The sequence below is a fragment of the Rhizomicrobium sp. genome (assembly GCA_037200385.1).
Classification (GTDB): Bacteria; Pseudomonadota; Alphaproteobacteria; order Micropepsales; family Micropepsaceae; genus Rhizomicrobium.
Map to the genome: position 1 here is coordinate 2720507 of JBBCGL010000001.1, position 15603 is coordinate 2736109.

General features: G+C 67.1%; 17 protein-coding genes. 6 read left to right on the forward strand and 11 right to left on the reverse strand.

Annotation, left to right across the window (positions count from 1 at the left end):
• Positions 1-48 precede the first annotated feature (48 nt).
• A complete protein-coding gene (locus WDM91_12940; protein ID MEI9995495.1) occupies positions 49-1332 on the forward strand; it encodes a nitrate/sulfonate/bicarbonate ABC transporter ATP-binding protein in 1284 nt (427 codons plus the stop codon).
• A gap of 8 nt (positions 1333-1340) precedes the next feature.
• Here WDM91_12940 and WDM91_12945 read toward each other — a convergent pair whose 3' ends face one another.
• Positions 1341-2213 carry a phytanoyl-CoA dioxygenase family protein gene (locus tag WDM91_12945; protein MEI9995496.1) on the reverse strand — a complete coding sequence of 291 codons (873 nt, stop codon included), beginning with the start codon at positions 2211-2213 and terminating at the stop codon, positions 1341-1343.
• Positions 2214-2215: 2 nt separating this feature from the next.
• On the reverse strand, positions 2216-3397 hold the full coding sequence (gene purT / locus WDM91_12950; GenBank protein MEI9995497.1) for a formate-dependent phosphoribosylglycinamide formyltransferase: 1182 nt from the start codon (positions 3395-3397) through the stop codon (positions 2216-2218).
• Between the two features lie 169 nt (positions 3398-3566).
• Here purT and WDM91_12955 point away from each other — a divergent pair, with 169 nt between their 5' ends.
• Together WDM91_12955 and WDM91_12960 are read left to right on the forward strand one after the other, a co-directional pair.
• Positions 3567-3740 (forward strand): hypothetical protein, encoded by a 174-nt coding sequence (locus tag WDM91_12955; GenBank protein MEI9995498.1) that lies wholly within the window; start codon positions 3567-3569, stop codon positions 3738-3740.
• A gap of 3 nt (positions 3741-3743) precedes the next feature.
• Complete coding sequence (locus tag WDM91_12960) at positions 3744-3917, forward strand: hypothetical protein (GenBank protein MEI9995499.1); 174 nt, start codon at positions 3744-3746, stop codon at positions 3915-3917.
• 10 nt (positions 3918-3927) lie between these two features.
• On the opposite strand, the gene ilvC is transcribed toward WDM91_12960, so the two are convergent.
• The 6 genes from ilvC to miaA form a co-directional block, all read right to left on the reverse strand.
• Positions 3928-4944, reverse strand: a complete 1017-nt coding sequence (gene ilvC / locus WDM91_12965) for a ketol-acid reductoisomerase (protein ID MEI9995500.1) — start codon at positions 4942-4944, stop codon at positions 3928-3930.
• An 18-nt stretch (positions 4945-4962) separates the two neighbouring features.
• Positions 4963-5547: a hypothetical protein gene (locus tag WDM91_12970; protein ID MEI9995501.1), complete on the reverse strand. Its 585-nt coding sequence runs from the start codon at positions 5545-5547 to the stop codon at positions 4963-4965.
• A gap of 176 nt (positions 5548-5723) precedes the next feature.
• Positions 5724-6233: an acetolactate synthase small subunit gene (gene ilvN / locus WDM91_12975; protein ID MEI9995502.1), complete on the reverse strand. Its 510-nt coding sequence runs from the start codon at positions 6231-6233 to the stop codon at positions 5724-5726.
• Entirely contained in the window at positions 6230-6502 is a 273-nt protein-coding gene (locus WDM91_12980) for a hypothetical protein (protein ID MEI9995503.1), read from the reverse strand. Before WDM91_12980 ends, ilvN begins: the two co-directional genes overlap by 4 nt.
• 17 nt (positions 6503-6519) lie before the next feature.
• The gene (locus WDM91_12985; protein MEI9995504.1) at positions 6520-8316 is read right to left on the reverse strand and encodes an acetolactate synthase 3 large subunit; all 1797 of its coding nucleotides are present in this window, start codon (positions 8314-8316) and stop codon (positions 6520-6522) included.
• A 204-nt stretch (positions 8317-8520) separates the two neighbouring features.
• Entirely contained in the window at positions 8521-9426 is a 906-nt protein-coding gene (gene miaA / locus WDM91_12990) for a tRNA (adenosine(37)-N6)-dimethylallyltransferase MiaA (protein MEI9995505.1), read from the reverse strand.
• A gap of 12 nt (positions 9427-9438) precedes the next feature.
• On the opposite strand from miaA, the gene WDM91_12995 reads away from it, so the two are divergent.
• Together WDM91_12995 and serB are read left to right on the forward strand one after the other, a co-directional pair.
• On the forward strand, positions 9439-9687 hold the full coding sequence (locus tag WDM91_12995) for a hypothetical protein (GenBank protein ID MEI9995506.1): 249 nt from the start codon (positions 9439-9441) through the stop codon (positions 9685-9687).
• A complete protein-coding gene (serB, locus tag WDM91_13000; GenBank protein MEI9995507.1) occupies positions 9684-10556 on the forward strand; it encodes a phosphoserine phosphatase SerB in 873 nt (290 codons plus the stop codon). The genes WDM91_12995 and serB overlap by 4 nt, the downstream gene beginning before the upstream one ends.
• A 165-nt stretch (positions 10557-10721) precedes the next feature.
• On the opposite strand, the gene WDM91_13005 is transcribed toward serB, so the two are convergent.
• The 3 genes from WDM91_13005 to hflK all read right to left on the reverse strand — a co-directional run bounded on the left by WDM91_13005 (position 10722) and on the right by hflK (position 14349).
• A complete protein-coding gene (locus tag WDM91_13005; protein ID MEI9995508.1) occupies positions 10722-12179 on the reverse strand; it encodes a Do family serine endopeptidase in 1458 nt (485 codons plus the stop codon).
• Positions 12180-12316: 137 nt separating this feature from the next.
• On the reverse strand, positions 12317-13198 hold the full coding sequence (locus WDM91_13010) for a protease modulator HflC (GenBank protein ID MEI9995509.1): 882 nt from the start codon (positions 13196-13198) through the stop codon (positions 12317-12319).
• Entirely contained in the window at positions 13195-14349 is a 1155-nt protein-coding gene (gene hflK, locus WDM91_13015) for an FtsH protease activity modulator HflK (protein MEI9995510.1), read from the reverse strand. The genes WDM91_13010 and hflK overlap by 4 nt, the downstream gene beginning before the upstream one ends.
• A gap of 139 nt (positions 14350-14488) precedes the next feature.
• Between hflK and apbC the strand changes: the two genes are divergently transcribed.
• Positions 14489-15601 carry an iron-sulfur cluster carrier protein ApbC gene (gene apbC / locus WDM91_13020; protein MEI9995511.1) on the forward strand — a complete coding sequence of 371 codons (1113 nt, stop codon included), beginning with the start codon at positions 14489-14491 and terminating at the stop codon, positions 15599-15601.
• The last annotated feature ends 2 nt before the right edge of the window (positions 15602-15603 follow it).

Here is a 15603-nt window from a genome sequence, read left to right on the forward strand (position 1 = left end):
GTCCTCACCCTGAGCTTGTCGAAGGGTGAGCGAGGCAAGAGGTGACACATGACCGACGAACTCCTCCTCGACGTGCACAATGTCCGCCGCTCCTTCCCGCGCCCGGGCGGCGGCGAGTTGCTGGTGCTCGACAATGTCGAGCTGGCGCTCAAACAGGGCGAGATCGTCGGCCTGCTCGGCCGCTCCGGCTCGGGCAAGTCGACGCTGCTGCGCCTGATCGCGGGCCTGGCGCGGCCGCAAGGCGGTACGCTCTCCTATCTCGGCCATGCCATCGAAGGCCCCGCCAACGGCATCGCCATGGTGTTCCAGAGCTTCGCGCTCTTTCCCTGGCTCACCGTGCTGGAGAACGTCCAGCTCGGCCTCGAAGCCCTCAACATCCCGCAGGCGGAGATCCGCACCCGCGCGCTGGCGGCGATCGACCTGATCGGCCTCGACGGCTATGAGAGCGCCTATCCGCGCGAGCTTTCCGGCGGCATGCGCCAGCGCGTCGGCTTCGCCCGCGCCATGGTGGTGCATCCCAACATCCTCCTGATGGACGAGCCGTTCAGCGCCCTCGACGTGCTGACGGCGGAGAACCTGCGCACCGATTTCCTCGAGCTGTGGGGCGAAGGCCAGCTGCCGATCAAGGGCGTGATCCTGGTGACGCACAACATCGAGGAAGCGGTGCTGATGTGCGACCGCGTGCTGCTGTTCTCGACCAACCCCGGCCGGGTCGCGGGCGAGATCAAGATCGACATCCCGCGCCCGCGCGACCGCACCGACCCGCGCTTCGAGAACTACGTCGATCAGATCTACACCGAGATGACCGCGCGGCAGCGCAGCGCGAGGCTCGACCGCGGCGGCCTCGCGACCCTGCTCAACCATGTCTCGCCGAACCTCGTCTCCGGCCTCATCGAAGCGGTCGCGGCGCAGCCCTATAACGGCAAGGCCGACCTGCCCGACATCGCGTCGGACCTGCAGATGGAGATCGACGAGCTGTTCCCCGTCGCCGAGGCGCTGCAATTGCTGCGCCTGGGCGAGCTGGAAGGCGGCGACATCAAGCTCTCCCATATGGGCAAGCGCTTCGCCGACGCGGCGCTGGGCGAACGCAAGGAGATTTTCCACCGCGCGCTGCTCGCGCATGTGCCGCTGGCCGGCCTGATCCGCCGCGTGCTGGACGAGCGCGCCAGCCACACCGCGCCGCGGCGCCGCTTCCTCGACGAGCTCGAGGACTATATGACCGAGGACGCCGCGGAAGAGACGCTGCGCACCATCGTCAGCTGGTCGCGCTTCGCCGAGCTGTTTAGCTATGACGACGAGAGCGAGACCTTCAGTCTGGAAAATCCGATATAGGTCTTGCGCTAGGTCGCAGCGTCCCGGTATGGCGCCAGATCCATCTCCGGATACCGCGCCTGCACGTCGCGCAGCGTCTGCGCGTTCCAGTAGTCGCTGCCCGCGGGCGGAAAGCCGAACAGGTCGCGCTGGCGCGGGGTCATCTTGCTCATCGCCTCGTCCCAGGTCTTCTTCTCGGAATGGTCCGGCCAGGCGAGCTTGCCCTGCCAGCGCCAGGCGCGGGTCTTGAAGTCGGTGAGGATCGCGAACCGCGCGCGCTCCGGCGCGGTGAAGTTCGAGCCGCGGTGGAAGACATCGGTCTTGTAGACCATCAGGCTGCCCGCCGGCCCCTCGATCGATTCTTCCTTGTCGAAATAGTCGCCGAACTTGGTGCGGGCCTTGCCGAGCGGCACGTCGCGATATTCGCTCAGCGGCACCACCTTGGTCGGCCCGTCCTTGTCCGTCACGTCCGACAGCAGGATGAAAGTCGTCATCTGCGCGTTCTTCTGGTCCTCGCGCGGCACCACGATGGTGTGGTTGCGGTAGTCGCGATGATGGAACTGGTCGTAGTTGATCGCACCGGAATATTTCGCCCACAACTCGGACTTGTAGAGATCGATCTCCGTGGTGCCGTGGAAGCGCTCGGCCATGTCGACGAGGTCGGGATAGACCGCGAGCCGGTTGAGCTCCCACCTGTCGAACGGGAAGAGCTGGATGCCGGCGAATTGCGAGGCGGCGTATTGGGGATATTTCGACGGATCGGCGAAATATTCCTCCGGCTCGGGATGGATGGTCCACAGCGCCGCGCGCGCCGCCGCCAGGCTCTCCTTGTCGATGAAGTTCTCGACGATGGTGTAGCCGCGGTCGAAGACCTCGGCGATGTTCTTGTCGGGTACGCGCATCGTTAGCTCCTCACTGGTTTCACAAGCGCCGCCGCGTCTTTCGCCCGCGCCCGCGCCTCGTCCGTGTCGCGGCCGCGTGCCAGCGCGACGCCCATGCGGCGCTTCACATGCGACTCCGGCTTGCCGAACAGGCGCAGTTCGCTCCCAGGCACCGCCAGCGCTTCCGCCACGCCGTCGAAGGCGATGCCTTTCGCGTCCATCCCGCCATAAATCACCGCCGAGCCGCCCGGCGCCTGCAGCGATGCGTCGACCGGCAGGCCGAGGATGGCGCGGGCGTGCAGCGCGAATTCGCTCTGGTATTGGCTGACCAGCGTCACCAGGCCGGTGTCGTGCGGCCGCGGGCTGACTTCCGAGAACCACACCTCGTCGCCCTTCACGAACAGCTCGACCCCAAAGATGCCGTGACCGCCCAGCGCCGCCGTCACCTTGCCGGCCATGTCGCGGGCTTTGGCGAGCGCCGCCGCGCTCATCGCCTGAGGCTGCCAGGATTCCACATAGTCGCCGTCGACCTGGATATGCCCGATGGGCTCGCAGAACTGCGTGCCGTTCGCGGCGCGCACGGTGAGCTGGGTGATCTCGAAATCGAATGCGATCTCGCCCTCGACGATCACCCGCGCCCCCTTCACCCGCCCCGCGGTGAGCGCCTTGTCCCACGCCTCGGCAACGTCGTCGGCGCTCCTGAGCCGTGACTGCCCCTTGCCGGACGACGACATCACCGGCTTGACGAAGCAGGGAAAGCCGATCCACGCCGTCGCCGCCTGCAGTTCTTCCCGCGAGGCGCAGAAGGCGTAGGGCGAGGTCGCGAGGCCCAGCTCCTCCGCCGCCAGGCGGCGGATCCGCTCGCGGTTCATCGTGACATGCGCCGCGCGGGCCGTGGGGATCACCGTCGCGAGCCCATCGGCTTCGATGCGGAGCAATTCATCGGTCGCGATGGCTTCGATCTCCGGCACGATCAGGTGCGGCCGCTCCTTTTCGACGAGCGCGCGCAACGCCTTCGCATCGGTCATGTCGACGACATGCGCGCGGTGCGCCACCTGCTGTGCCGGCGCGTCGGCATAACGATCGACCGCGATGGTCTCGACCCCCAGGCGCTGCAGTTCGATGACGACTTCCTTGCCGAGCTCGCCCGCGCCCAGCAGCATCACGCGAATCGTGTTCGGCGAGAGCGGCGTTCCAAGGCGCATGGGCGGACCTGCGGGTTCCATCGCCCTATGTGGTTCCCGAAATGCGCGAAAATTTCAAGGCCGCCAGCCGCAATTTCGCCACGTCAAGTTCCGGTTGGCGCCACAGACCGTGCGTTTCCATTCCTGTCGAACGGGACAATCCGGCAATTCAAGGCCAAGGAGGGACACCATGCCCGACTATGAGATTCGTTTTTTCCACGATGACGGCACCCTCGCCGTCGTCCATGTCAGCTATCACGAATCCGACGAGGAGGCGCACAACCATGCCCGCCGGATGAAGAGCGACCACGCGCGCTACGAACTCCATCGCGCCGGCGAGCGGCTTCTGGAGCGGCAGCGCTAGGCGATGAACGAGAACGTCATCGATTTCGCAAAGGCGCGCGCCACCGGCGCTTCGCCGGCGCACGAAGCCGCGGCCCGCGCCGCCGCCGAAGCGACGATGCGTCGCCGCGATGCGATCGTTCATGCCCTCGGACTGGCGGCCTTCGCCGCGCCCGGCGCGGACGACGACGGCGCGTGACGCGCGCCCGTCAATTCTTCGCCTGGTCCACCAGCTTGTTCTTGGAAATCCACGGCATCATGGCGCGCAGCTTGGCGCCGACCTCTTCGATCGGATGCGCCGCACCGCGGGCGCGGGTCGCCTTGAAGCTCGCCTGGCCGGCCTTGTTCTCCAGCACCCAGTCGCGCGCGAACTTGCCGGTCTGGATGTCGTCCAGCACGCGCTTCATCTCCTTCTTGGTCTCCGCCGTGATGATGCGCGGGCCGGTGACGTATTCGCCGTATTCCGCGGTGTTGGAGATCGAGTAGTTCATGTTCGCGATCCCGCCCTCGTAGATCAGGTCGACGATCAGCTTCACCTCATGCAGGCATTCGAAATAGGCCATCTCGGGCGCATAGCCCGCTTCGGTCAGGGTCTCGAAGCCGGCGCGGATCAGCTCGACCAGGCCGCCGCACAGCACGGACTGCTCGCCGAACAGGTCGGTCTCGCATTCCTCGCGGAAGCTGGTCTCGATCACGCCGGCGCGGCCGCCGCCGATGGCGCTGGCATAGGAGAGGCCGAGGTCGTGCGCATTGCCGCTCGCGTCCTGGTGGATCGCGATCAGGCAGGGCACGCCGCCGCCCTTCTGGTATTCGCTGCGCACCGTGTGGCCCGGCCCCTTGGGCGCCACCATCAGCACGTCGAGATCGCCGCGCGCCTCGATCAGCTTGAAATGCACGTTGAAGCCATGCGCGAAGAGCAGCGCCGCGCCCTGCTTCATGTTGCCGTGCAGATAGTCCTTGTAGATGTCGGCCTGCAGCTCGTCGGGCGTGACCATCATCATCACATCGGCCCATTTCGCCGCCTCGGCGACGTCCAGCACCTTGAAGCCGGCCGCTTCCGCCTTCTTGGCGCTGGCGCCCGGCCGCGCCGCGATCGCGACGTCCTTGACGCCGCTGTCGCGCATGTTGAGCGCATGGGCATGGCCCTGGCTGCCGAAGCCGATGACGGCGACCTTCTTGTTCTTGATGAAATTCAGATCGGCGTCGCGATCGTAATAGACACGCATGGGATGTTCCTTTGGCTGTCAGTCGAGAGATTGTTCGAGGTCGTGCTTGAGTTCGGGCACCTTTTCGGAGGCGATCGCGAGATAGGCGTCGGCGAGATCGCGCAGCGGCTTCAGCGCGACGCAGCGCGACACCGCGAATTTGGCGAGGGCGTTGAGATTGGTCTCGGCGACGATGTAGTTCGCGGCCTTGCAGGGCGCGAAGGTCGGCGCGTCGGCGACCGGTCCAAGCGTCCCCCAGGCTTTCGCGCCGGCGTCGCGCAGCGCCGCCCGTTCCCCCTCGCCGAGATCGACGGTGCGCGACAGCTCGATGGCGCCATGCGCCAGCCGGTGCACCGTCATTTTGCCGCCGATGACGCGGATCGAGAGCGCCGCCTGCCCTGCCGGGATCAGGATCACGCGCGCCACCGGTCCGCCGGTGCTGCGCCAGGCGTCGGGCAGATCGGTCTCGCCGAGCGCCGCGCGCATGTTGCAGACGAGCTTGCTATCGGCTGCGGCCAGCGGCGAGGCCGGCCCGCACAGGGTGGCGACCGGCGCGGGCGGCGGGGCAGGCACTGTCGCAGGCGAATGGGTGGAACAGGCGGCGAGGAAAGCGAGCGTCGTCAAAGCACCGATGCGCGGAGCACGCGTCGAACGTTCACCTCCCCCTCGAGGGGAGGTCGAAAAATCGCGCAGCGATTTTTCGGGTGGGGGTAGATCTCTCCGGATAGAGCGCCCCCCACCCGAAATTTGCTCCACAAATTTCGACCTCCCCACAAGGGGGAGGTGAAGAAAATGGCCCATCACATCGCCTCCGGACCGCGCGCAATCGCCGCGACGCCGGTGCGGCTGACATCCACCAGGCCGAGCGGTCGCATCAGGTCGACGAACTGGTCGATCTTGAACGGCGCGCCGGTGATCTCGAAGATGAAGCTGGTATGCGTCGTGTCGACGATATGGGCGCGGAAGATCTCGCCGATCCGCATCGCCTCGACGCGTTTCTCGCCGCTGCCGGCGACCTTGACCAGCGCCATCTCGCGCTCGATCCCCGGCGCCGAGGTCGTCCAGTTGTGCACCCGGTGCACTGCGACGAGGCGGCGGAGCTGCGCCTCGATCTGCTCGATCACCGCCGGCGTGCCACTGGTGACCACCGTGACGCGCGAGGTATGGGCGGCATGATCGACCTCGGCCACCGTGAGTGACTCGATGTTGTAGCCGCGGCCGGAGAAAAGGCCGACGACGCGCGCGAGCACGCCCGCCTCGTTGTCCACGAGCACCGCGATGGTGTGGCGTTCGACGTTCGGGGCTTTCATCTGCGCTTCAGCCATATTCTCTGGAAATCGTCCTGGGAGATCGCCTTCGCCTCATAGGCGTCGTCGCCGGCGAGTTCGTCCAGCGTCGGCACCGGCAGCGTGCCCAGGAAGGTGCCGCCCGCCTCCTCGCTGGCATCCGCGAAGCCGCGCCGTCCATCGCCGAAAATCTCGACCTTGCGCCGCTCATAGCGCTCGCCGTCCAGCTCGCTGTAGAGATGCAGCGGGTCGCTGCCGGCGGCCTTGTGCCATTTTATGTGGAGATATTTCATCGCGCCCCTGCCCGTCGTCAGACGAGCATCTTTCCTTCGTCCGACACCGTCGTGTCCTGCTCCTGCGCATCCGACAGGATCATCTCGTTGTGCGCCGCGCCCGACGGGATCATCGGATAGCAGTTCTCCTTGGGATCGACCCGGCAGTCGAACAGCACCGGCCGCCTGACGTCGATCATCTCGAGGATCTTGCCGTCCAGCTCGTCCGGTGTGCTCGCGCGCAGGCCGACCGCGCCGTAAGCCTCCGCCAGCTTCACGAAATCCGGCAGCGCCTCGGAATAGGAATGCGAATAGCGCCCGCCATGCAGCAGCTGCTGCCACTGCCGCACCATGCCCATATATTCGTTGTTCAAGATGAAGATCTTGATCGGCAGGTCGTACTGCACCGCCGTCGACATCTCCTGCATCGTCATCTGCACGCTCGCCTCGCCGGCGATGTCGATCACGAGACTGTCCGGATGGGCCATCTGCACGCCGACCGCGGCGGGGAGGCCATAGCCCATCGTCCCCAGCCCGCCCGACGTCATCCAGCGGTTCGGCGCCTCGAAATGATAGTGCTGCGCCGCCCACATCTGGTGCTGGCCGACTTCGGTCGTGATGTAGGTGTCGCGACCCTTGGTCAACTCATAGAGCCGCTGGATCGCATGTTGCGGCTTGATGATCTTCGCCGACGTCTTGAACGAGAGCGATTTTCGCGCCCGCCAGGTTTCGATCTGCCGCCACCATTCCGCCAGCGCCGCCGCGTCGACCTTGCGTTTCTGGGTCTTCCAGAAATGCAGCATCTCCTTCAGCGCCTTGGCCGCATCGGCGACGATGCCGAGATCGACCCGGACGTTCTTGTTGATCTGCGAGGCGTCGATGTCGAGATGGATCTTCTTGGAGTCCGGCGAGAACTTGTCGACCGCGCCGGTCACCCGGTCGTCAAACCGCGCCCCCAGGCAGATCATCAGGTCGCAATCGTGCATCGCGTTGTTGGCTTCGTAGGTGCCGTGCATCCCCAGCATGCCGAGCCATTGCGGATCGGAAGCGGGGAACGCGCCCAGCCCCATCAGCGTCGAGGTCACCGGAAAGCCCGTGAGCTTCGCCAACTCGCGCAGCAGCCGGCTCGCCTCCGGCCCCGCATTGATGAGGCCGCCGCCGGTATAGAAGATCGGCTTCTTCGCCGCCGCCATCATCTCGATGGCTTTCACGATCGTCCCCAACTCCGGCTCGGTCTTCGGACGATAGGTGCGGTGCCGCACGGCGTCGGGCCCGACATAAGGTCCCTTCTTGAACTGCACGTCCTTGGGGATGTCGACCACGACCGGCCCGGGGCGCCCCGTGGTCGCGATCTGGAACGCCTCGTGCAGCACGCGCGACAGGTCGTTCACGTCCTTCACCAGCCAATTGTGCTTGGTGCAGGGCCGCGTGATCCCGACCGTGTCGCATTCCTGGAATGCGTCATTGCCGATCAGATGCGTCGCGACCTGGCCGGTCAGCACGACCAGCGGGATGGAATCCATCAGCGCGTCGGTCAGCCCCGTCACCGCATTGGTCGCGCCCGGCCCGGACGTGACCAGCACGACACCGGGCTTGCCGGTGGAGCGGGCATAGCCTTCCGCCGCATGCACCGCGCCCTGCTCGTGCCGGACGAGGACATGCGTGATGCCCTCCGCCTCGAACAGCGCGTCATAAATGGGAAGCACCGCGCCGCCGGGATAGCCGAAGATGTGCTGCACGCCCTGGTCCTTCAGGGCGCGGATCACCATCTGCGCGCCGGAAAGCTCGATGGCGCCCGTCGGTGCGCCGGTCAGTGCCTGTCCATCTTTGTCCATCGTCTTCGTCCAAAATTCGCGGGGAGCCAGAAATGATTAAGGGGCGTCGCCGCCCCTCGTTCGAACACAGCCGCTGTGCCGGGAAACGGGGTCATCCCCGTCCGGTCAGCGGCTGTCCAATAAGTACGAGTGCAAAGCGCATCGCGAGATCCATTTGATGCGGCGCAAACTAGGGAAAGCCGGACTCGCCGTCAAGCAATTTCATCATAGAGATTTTAACATATCTGCAACAAAATTGCGTTCACCATCGACCCTCGCCCAATCGCCCAGCTGGTTGCGGAACCAGGTGTCCTGCCGCTTGGCGTATTGCCGGGTCGCGATCACGGCCCGCTCGATGGCCTGCTCCTCCGTCAATACGCCGTCGTGCAGCGCCAGCAATTCGCGCCGTCCGATGATCCGCGCCGATGGCAGCGTGGGGTCGAGATCGCCCAGCGTCAGGGCTTCCTCCATCGCGCCCGCTGCCAGCATGGCGCGGAAGCGCGCCTCGATCCGTGCCCGCAGTACCTCGCGCGGCACCTCGACGACGAAGCGGGCCAGCCTCAGCCCGTCGAGCACCGGCCGGCCCTCGTTCTTCTGCCAGAAGGCGAGGCTCTTGCCCGAGGCCTCCAGCACCTCCCACGCCCGCAACATGCGCTGCCCGTCGCCGGGGTTCAGCAGCGCGCCCATCTCCGGATCGCGGCGCGACAGCGCGGCGTGGAACGCGTCGTTACCGAGCGCCGCCAGCGTCGCGCGCGCCGCTTCGCGCACGCCGGCCGGCACGCTGGGGATTTCTGCCAGTCCGTCGGTCAGGGCACGGAAATAGAGCCCGGTGCCGCCGACGAAGATCGCGATGCGCCCCGCCGCGCGGACCTCATGCAGCGCATGCCCCGCGTCGCTCTGATAACGCCCGGTCGAATAGAGCTCCCGCGCCGGAACATGGCCGTAGAGCAGATGCGGCACCTGCGCCATCTCGGCGTCGCTCGGCCGCGCGGTCAGAAGCCGCGGCTCGCGGTAGACCTGCATGGAATCGGCATTGACGATCACGCCGCCCAGGGCCCGCGCGAGCTCGAGCGCCGCCTGCGACTTGCCGCTCGCGGTGGGGCCTGCGATAAGAATGGCGTCGATGGACAAGGGTCGGACTCGTTGAGCGACACAGCAGAAATCGCACGGTTCGTGGCGCTGGCGGAAGAGGCCATGAGCGCGATCTACGACGTGCGCAATGCCGATGTCCGCGGCTGCCTGGAAGACGCGCGCTACAATATCGAGCGCGCCCTCAACATCGCCCGCATGCGCGGCCTGGAGGCCGAGGTCGCGACGCTGGAGAAGCAGCAGGGCCGCATCCAGGCGGCGTTCGATGCCCGCTTCAAGAAAAAGCGCCCGACCGCGCCGTGACCGCCCTGCCCTATGTCCTGAACATCATCGGCGCTTCGGCCTACGCCGTGCGCATGCCGGCCTTCGAGGTCGGCCGCGAGCATTGGCTGTCGGAGGGACGCGCCCTCGACATCCCCTTCGATCACGATCCGCGCGAGGTGCTCGAACGCGCTCGGCACCACTTCGCCGACCAGCCGGTCGACGTGAACGTCCTGAAGGCCGCCAACCGGCGCAAGAAGCTGCTGATCGCCGACATGGATTCGACGATCATCAATGTCGAATGCCTCGACGAGCTGGCCGATATGGCCGGCCTGAAACCCGTCATCGCGGCGATCACCGAACGGGCGATGCGCGGCGAGATCGCCTTCGAGGAGGCGCTGCGCGAGCGCGTCGCGATGCTCAAGGGCCTCGAACTGGCGGCGATGCAGCGTGTCTATGACGAGCGCATCCGTCTCAATCCCGGCGCGAAGACCTTGCTCGCCACGATGCGCAGGCACGGCGCGCACACCCTGCTGGTCTCGGGCGGCTTCTCTTACTTCACGGGACGGGTCGCCGCGGCGGCCGGTTTCCACGGCGATCAGGCCAACGATCTGCTGCATGACGGTGCGGCGCTCACCGGGCTGGTCGGCGATCCCATCCTCGGACGCGAAGCCAAGCTGGCGGCCTTGGAGAAGTCCTGCCGCGAACTGGGACTTGACCCGGACGACGCGGTCGCGGTCGGCGACGGCGCCAACGACCTCGCGATGATCCAGCGCGCCGGCCTGGGTGTGGCCTATTACGCCAAGCCGGTGGTGGCCGCCGCCGCCGGCGCCAGCATCCGGCACGGCGACCTGACTGCACTTCTGTATCTGCAAGGGTACAGCGACGAAGATATTCTGGGAGCGGAGTAATCACCCACCGCTGTCATCCCCGGCTGAGCGATGCGGCAGCATCGCGAAGGGAAGGGGACCCAGGTGCCGAGACTGCCCAGGTTTAAACGCCTGGGTCTGCGTACGCTGTCGCTACGCAGTCCCCTCACGCCGCTTCGCGGCGTTCGGCCGGGGATGACAGTTCGGCTACAGCCTCACCGCCACATAGGTCATGTCGCCGCCGCGGCTGACCAGCATCGCGACGACCTTCTTGCCGGTCTTGCGCACCGCGGCGATCTGGTTCGCGACGTCGGCCGGGGCGCGCACGCCGACATCCTGGACCTGCACGATCACGTCGCCCGGCCGGATGTTCGCATTGCCCGCCGGGCTGTCGGCCGCGACCTCGGTCACCACCACGCCCTGGACGCCGCCCGGAATATGGAACTGGCCGCGCGCCGGCCCGTCCAGCACGCCGAGCGACAGGCCCAGCATCGTCACCTTGAGCGGCGGCGCGCCCTTCGGCGCCTTGGGCGGGGGCGCCGACGTCTTCTCGTTGAGGCGCAGCACGGTCAGCCGCACCGTCATCTTCTTGCCCTTGCGCCAGAGCTCGACGTTCACCGTCTTGTTGATCGGCGTGTCGGCCACGGCGCGGCTGAGCGCCCGGCTGTCGCCGACCGGTTTGCCGTCGAAGGCGGTGACGAAATCGCCATAGAGCACGCCACCCTTGGCGGCCGGGCCGCCCGGCGTGACGTCGGCGATGATCGCGCCCGCGATGCCCGGAAGGCCGCGCGCCTCGGCGATGTCCTCGGTCGGCTGCTGGATGCGGACGCCGATCCAGCCGCGCCGCGCTTGGCCGTATTGGCGCAGCTGGCCCACGACCTCGCGCACGAGATTGGACGGGATCGAGAAGGCGATGCCCACCGAGCCGCCGCTGGGCGAATAGATCGCCGAGTTCACGCCCACGACATTGCCCTCCATGTCGAAGAGCGGGCCGCCTGAATTGCCGCGGTTGATCGGCGCGTCGGTCTGGATGAAGTCGTCATAGGGCCCCGACTCGATGTCGCGATTGCGCGCCGAGACGATGCCGGCGGTCACCGTCGAGCCCAGCCCGAAGGGATTGCCGATCGCGATCACCCAATCGCCGATCCGCGCATGGTCGCTGTCGCCGAAGCGCGCGAAGGGCAGCGGCTTGCGCGGGTTCACCTTCAGGAGCGCCAGATCGGTCTTCTCGTCGCGCCCGATCAGCTTGGCCGGCAGCGTCGTGCCGTCGTTGAGCGCCACGGTGATCTGGTCGGCGCCCTCGATCACATGGTTGTTGGTGACGATGAAGCCGGAGGGATCGATGACGAAGCCGGAACCCAGCGAGGTGACGTGGCGCGGCAGGTTGGGGGCAGTCCCCAGGAGGTCCTTGAACAGGTCCGCCAGGGGCGAGCCCGGCGGGATGTTGGGCAGGCCCTGCGACGCGGTCGGCTTGAGCGTCTGGGTCGTCGCGATATTGACCACGGTCGGCAGCAGATGGTCGGCGAGGTCGGCAAAGCTGGCAGGCGCGCCGCGCACCGGCACGATGGCCGGCGGCCGGGCCGCACCCGGCTTGGGCGGAGCCGCGGCGGCGCCCACGGCCAGCAGAAGCGACAGGGAGACGGCGGAAAGCCAGCGGATACGCATCGGCGATGGAACCTTGAGGCGGGCAGGGGCGGTTTTCTCTGCCTAATCCTATGCGCAGCGAATGTGAAGCCAATAAGGCGTGAGGAATGAAGGTCCTTTCCTCCCCCGTGGTTGCGGGGGAGGAAAAGGTTCGCCGCCTACTTCCCGCCAGGCCCGTGTCCGAAATATTTGAGGAAGTCGCTGCTCGGCGACAGCACCACCGTCGTCGCCCCCGTGGCGTTGGCGCCCATCGAATCCTGATAGGCCTGCATCGAGCGGTAGAAGCCGAAGAACTCCGGATCCTGGCTGAACGCCTCGCCCAGGATGCGGGTCTTCTGGGCGTCGCCTTCGCCGCGCAGGATTTCCGACTCGCGCGTCGCCTCGGCGGTGAGGATGGTCACTTCGCGCGCCGCGCGGGCCCGGATGCGCTGGGCCGTCTCGCTGCCCTCGGCGCGGTACTCCGCCGCCTCGCGCTCGCGTTCCTTCTCCATGCGCGAATAGATCGCGCCGGAATTGGCCGACGGCAGGTCGGCGTGGCGGATGCGGACGTCGACGATCTCGATCCCGAAGCCGCGGGTGGCGCGGTTGAGCTCGTTGCGGATGTCGATCATCAGGACGGCGCGCTTGGCCGACAGCACCGCGGCGAAGCTCTCCTTGCCCAGCACGCCGCGCACGCTCGACGACAGCAGCGGCGTCAGGCGCAGCAGCGCGCTGTCGCGGTCGGTCAGCGACTGGTAGAATTTCAGCGGATCGGTGATGCGCCAGCGCGCGAAGGCGTCGACGATCATCCGCTTCTTGTCCGAAGCGACCACTTCCTCCGGCGGCGCGTCGAGCAGCAGCACGCGCTTGTCGAAGAACACCACGCTCTGGGTCAACGGCGTCTTGAAGTGCATGCCCGGCTCGGTGACCACCGATTGCGGCGCCGCGAATTGCAGCACCAGCGCCTCTTCCGTCTGGTTGACGAAATAGAAGCTCGAGAGCAGCAGGATGAAGGCGACGACGCCGGTCAGGCCCGCGAGGATGGCGAGGATTCTGTTCATGGCGACGCCGTCCCGCTCTGCGCCTGGCCGGCATCCGGCGCCGGCTGGGCGGGCCGCGCCCCGCCATTGCCCAGCATGTTGGGCAGCTGGAAATAGGGCACCACGCCCTTGGCCGAATCGTCGACGATCACCTTGTTGGTGGTCGCCAGGATGCTGCTCATGGTCTCCAGATACATGCGGCGCCGCGTGACGTCGGGCGCCGCCCGGTACTGCGCGAGCACCGAGAGGAAGCGCTTGGCCTGGCCGGAGGCTTCGGCGATCACCTGCTGGCGATAGGCTTCGGCGTCCTGCACGATGCGGGCGGCATTGCCCCGCGCCTCCGGGATCACCTTGTTGGCGAAGCCCTCGGCCTCGTTGCGGAAGCGCTCCTGGTCGGCGCGCGCCTTCTGCACGTCGCGATAGGCGCCCAGCACGTCAGCCGGCGGGTCGGCCTTCTGCATGTTCACGTTCGTGACGACGACGCCGGCGCCGTACTGGTCCAGCGTCTTCTGCATCAGGTCGCGGACCTCGCTCTCGACCACTTCGCGGCCCTGGGTGAGGATGTCCTCGAACTGGCTGCGGCCGACCACCTCGCGCATCGCGCTCTCCGCCACCGCCTTGACCGTCGCATCCGGGTCCTCGACGTTGAAGAGATAGGCGCCGGCGTCGTTGATCTTCCACAGCACGGTGAAGTTCACGTCGATGATGTTCTCGTCGCCCGTCAGCATGTCGGCTTCGGTCGAGATGTCTTCCGGCGTGGCGTTGGGATCGTCCGCTTCCGGCGGCTTGAAGCCGATATTGATCTGGCGCGGCCGCGTCACGTCGAGCGTGTAGGCGGTCTCGATCGGCCAGGGCAGGTGGTAATTGATGCCGGGCGCGGTGCGCGCGACATAGCGTCCGAAGCGGAGCACGATGCCCTGCTCGTAGCCGCGGACGAAATAAATCCCGCTGGCGAGCCAGACGATCGCCACGATCAGCGCCAGCACGATCAGGCTGCCGCCGCCGAGACCCGGCCCCGGCAGGAAGCGGCGCAGGCGATCCTGGCCGCGGCGCAGCATGTCCTCGAAATCGGGCGGCCGCATCCCGCCGCCGGGCGGCGTGCCACGGCCCCACGGTCCGCGCGAGCCGCCGCTGTTATTGTCGTTTCCGCCGGATGAATTGGTCCAAGGCATTCTGTGCGAGCCCTCTTCCTTGGTTTCCCAAGGCCCGGCGGTTATATGTGCTGCGCCGCCGGGGCGCAAACGTGCGCCCCCATCCCCTTAGATCGGATCGGCAGCGACGCGGTTCAAGGACAGACACGGATTTAATGACATGGCGCACGCGACACGCGACGAGGTGCTGAGGGCGCTCGACCGGATCATCGATCCCAAGAGCGGCCGCAGCGTCGTGCAGGAAGACATCATCCAGGGCCTAGTCGTGCGGGACGGCAATGTCGGCTTCGCGGTCGAGGTCGACGCCGCCCGCGGCCCGGGTGCCGAACCACTGCGCAAGGCCTGCGAGGAGGCGGTCGGCACCCTGCCCGGCGTCCTCTCGGTCACCGCCGTCCTCACCGCCCACCAGACCGCCGCCCCGCGACCCGCGCCGCAGCGCCCCGCCCATGCCCCGCCCCGCGCCGAGCCGGCCGCGCCCGCCGGCATTCCCGGCGTCGCCGCCATCATCGCAGTGGCGAGCGGCAAGGGCGGCGTCGGCAAGTCGACGGTCGCTGCCAACCTCGCCATCGCGCTGGCGCAGCAGGGCCTCAAGGTCGGCCTGATGGATGCCGACATCTACGGCCCCTCGGTCCCGCGCCTGTTCGACATCCGCGACAAGCCGCGCGCCGAGGGCAAGAAGATCGTGCCGATCGAGAAATACGGCATCAAGATCATGTCGCTCGGCTTCCTGATCCGCGAGGAGGAAGCGGTGGTGTGGCGCGGCCCGATGGTGCAGAGCGCGCTCACCCAGATGCTGCAGGACACGTTGTGGGCGCCGCTCGACGTGCTGGTGCTCGACATGCCGCCGGGCACCGGCGACGCGCAGCTCACCATCTCGCAGCGCGTGCCGCTGCGCGGCGCCGTGATCGTCTCGACGCCGCAGGACATCGCGCTGATCGACGCCCGCAAGGGTGTCGCGATGTTCGCCAAGACCCAGGTGCCGGTGCTCGGCATCGTCGAGAACATGAGCAGCTTCATCTGCTCGCAGTGCGGTCATGAGCATCACATTTTCGGCCATGGCGGCGCGCGCGCCGAGGCGAAGAGGATGGGTGTGCCGTTTTTGGGCGAAATCCCGCTGGTGCTGGCGATCCGCGAGACCTCCGACGCCGGGCGTCCCATCGTCGCAACCGCACCGGACTCCGCGGAAGCCGCCGCCTTTCGCGCCGTCGCGAAAGAAGTCGCCGCCGGTGTTGCGCTGGCGCAACGCGCAGCGCCGCGAATTGTGCTGGAATAGGC

What these genes read in the sequence shown, in the direction of transcription:
- WDM91_12980 (MEI9995503.1), bottom strand. Translation starts at nt 6,502, where the DNA reads ATGAAATATCTCCACATAAAATGGCACAAGGCCGCCGGCAGCGACCCG.
- WDM91_13010 (MEI9995509.1), bottom strand. Translation starts at nt 13,198, where the DNA reads ATGAACAGAATCCTCGCCATCCTCGCGGGCCTGACCGGCGTCGTCGCC.
- WDM91_12985 (MEI9995504.1), bottom strand. Translation starts at nt 8,316, where the DNA reads ATGGACAAAGATGGACAGGCACTGACCGGCGCACCGACGGGCGCCATC.
- hflK (MEI9995510.1), bottom strand. Translation starts at nt 14,349, where the DNA reads ATGCCTTGGACCAATTCATCCGGCGGAAACGACAATAACAGCGGCGGC.
- WDM91_12955 (MEI9995498.1), top strand. Translation starts at nt 3,567, where the DNA reads ATGCCCGACTATGAGATTCGTTTTTTCCACGATGACGGCACCCTCGCC.
- WDM91_12960 (MEI9995499.1), top strand. Translation starts at nt 3,744, where the DNA reads ATGAACGAGAACGTCATCGATTTCGCAAAGGCGCGCGCCACCGGCGCT.
- WDM91_13005 (MEI9995508.1), bottom strand. Translation starts at nt 12,179, where the DNA reads ATGCGTATCCGCTGGCTTTCCGCCGTCTCCCTGTCGCTTCTGCTGGCC.
- ilvN (MEI9995502.1), bottom strand. Translation starts at nt 6,233, where the DNA reads ATGAAAGCCCCGAACGTCGAACGCCACACCATCGCGGTGCTCGTGGAC.
- WDM91_12940 (MEI9995495.1), top strand. Translation starts at nt 49, where the DNA reads ATGACCGACGAACTCCTCCTCGACGTGCACAATGTCCGCCGCTCCTTC.
- WDM91_12945 (MEI9995496.1), bottom strand. Translation starts at nt 2,213, where the DNA reads ATGCGCGTACCCGACAAGAACATCGCCGAGGTCTTCGACCGCGGCTAC.
- apbC (MEI9995511.1), top strand. Translation starts at nt 14,489, where the DNA reads ATGGCGCACGCGACACGCGACGAGGTGCTGAGGGCGCTCGACCGGATC.
- ilvC (MEI9995500.1), bottom strand. Translation starts at nt 4,944, where the DNA reads ATGCGTGTCTATTACGATCGCGACGCCGATCTGAATTTCATCAAGAAC.
- purT (MEI9995497.1), bottom strand. Translation starts at nt 3,397, where the DNA reads ATGCGCCTTGGAACGCCGCTCTCGCCGAACACGATTCGCGTGATGCTG.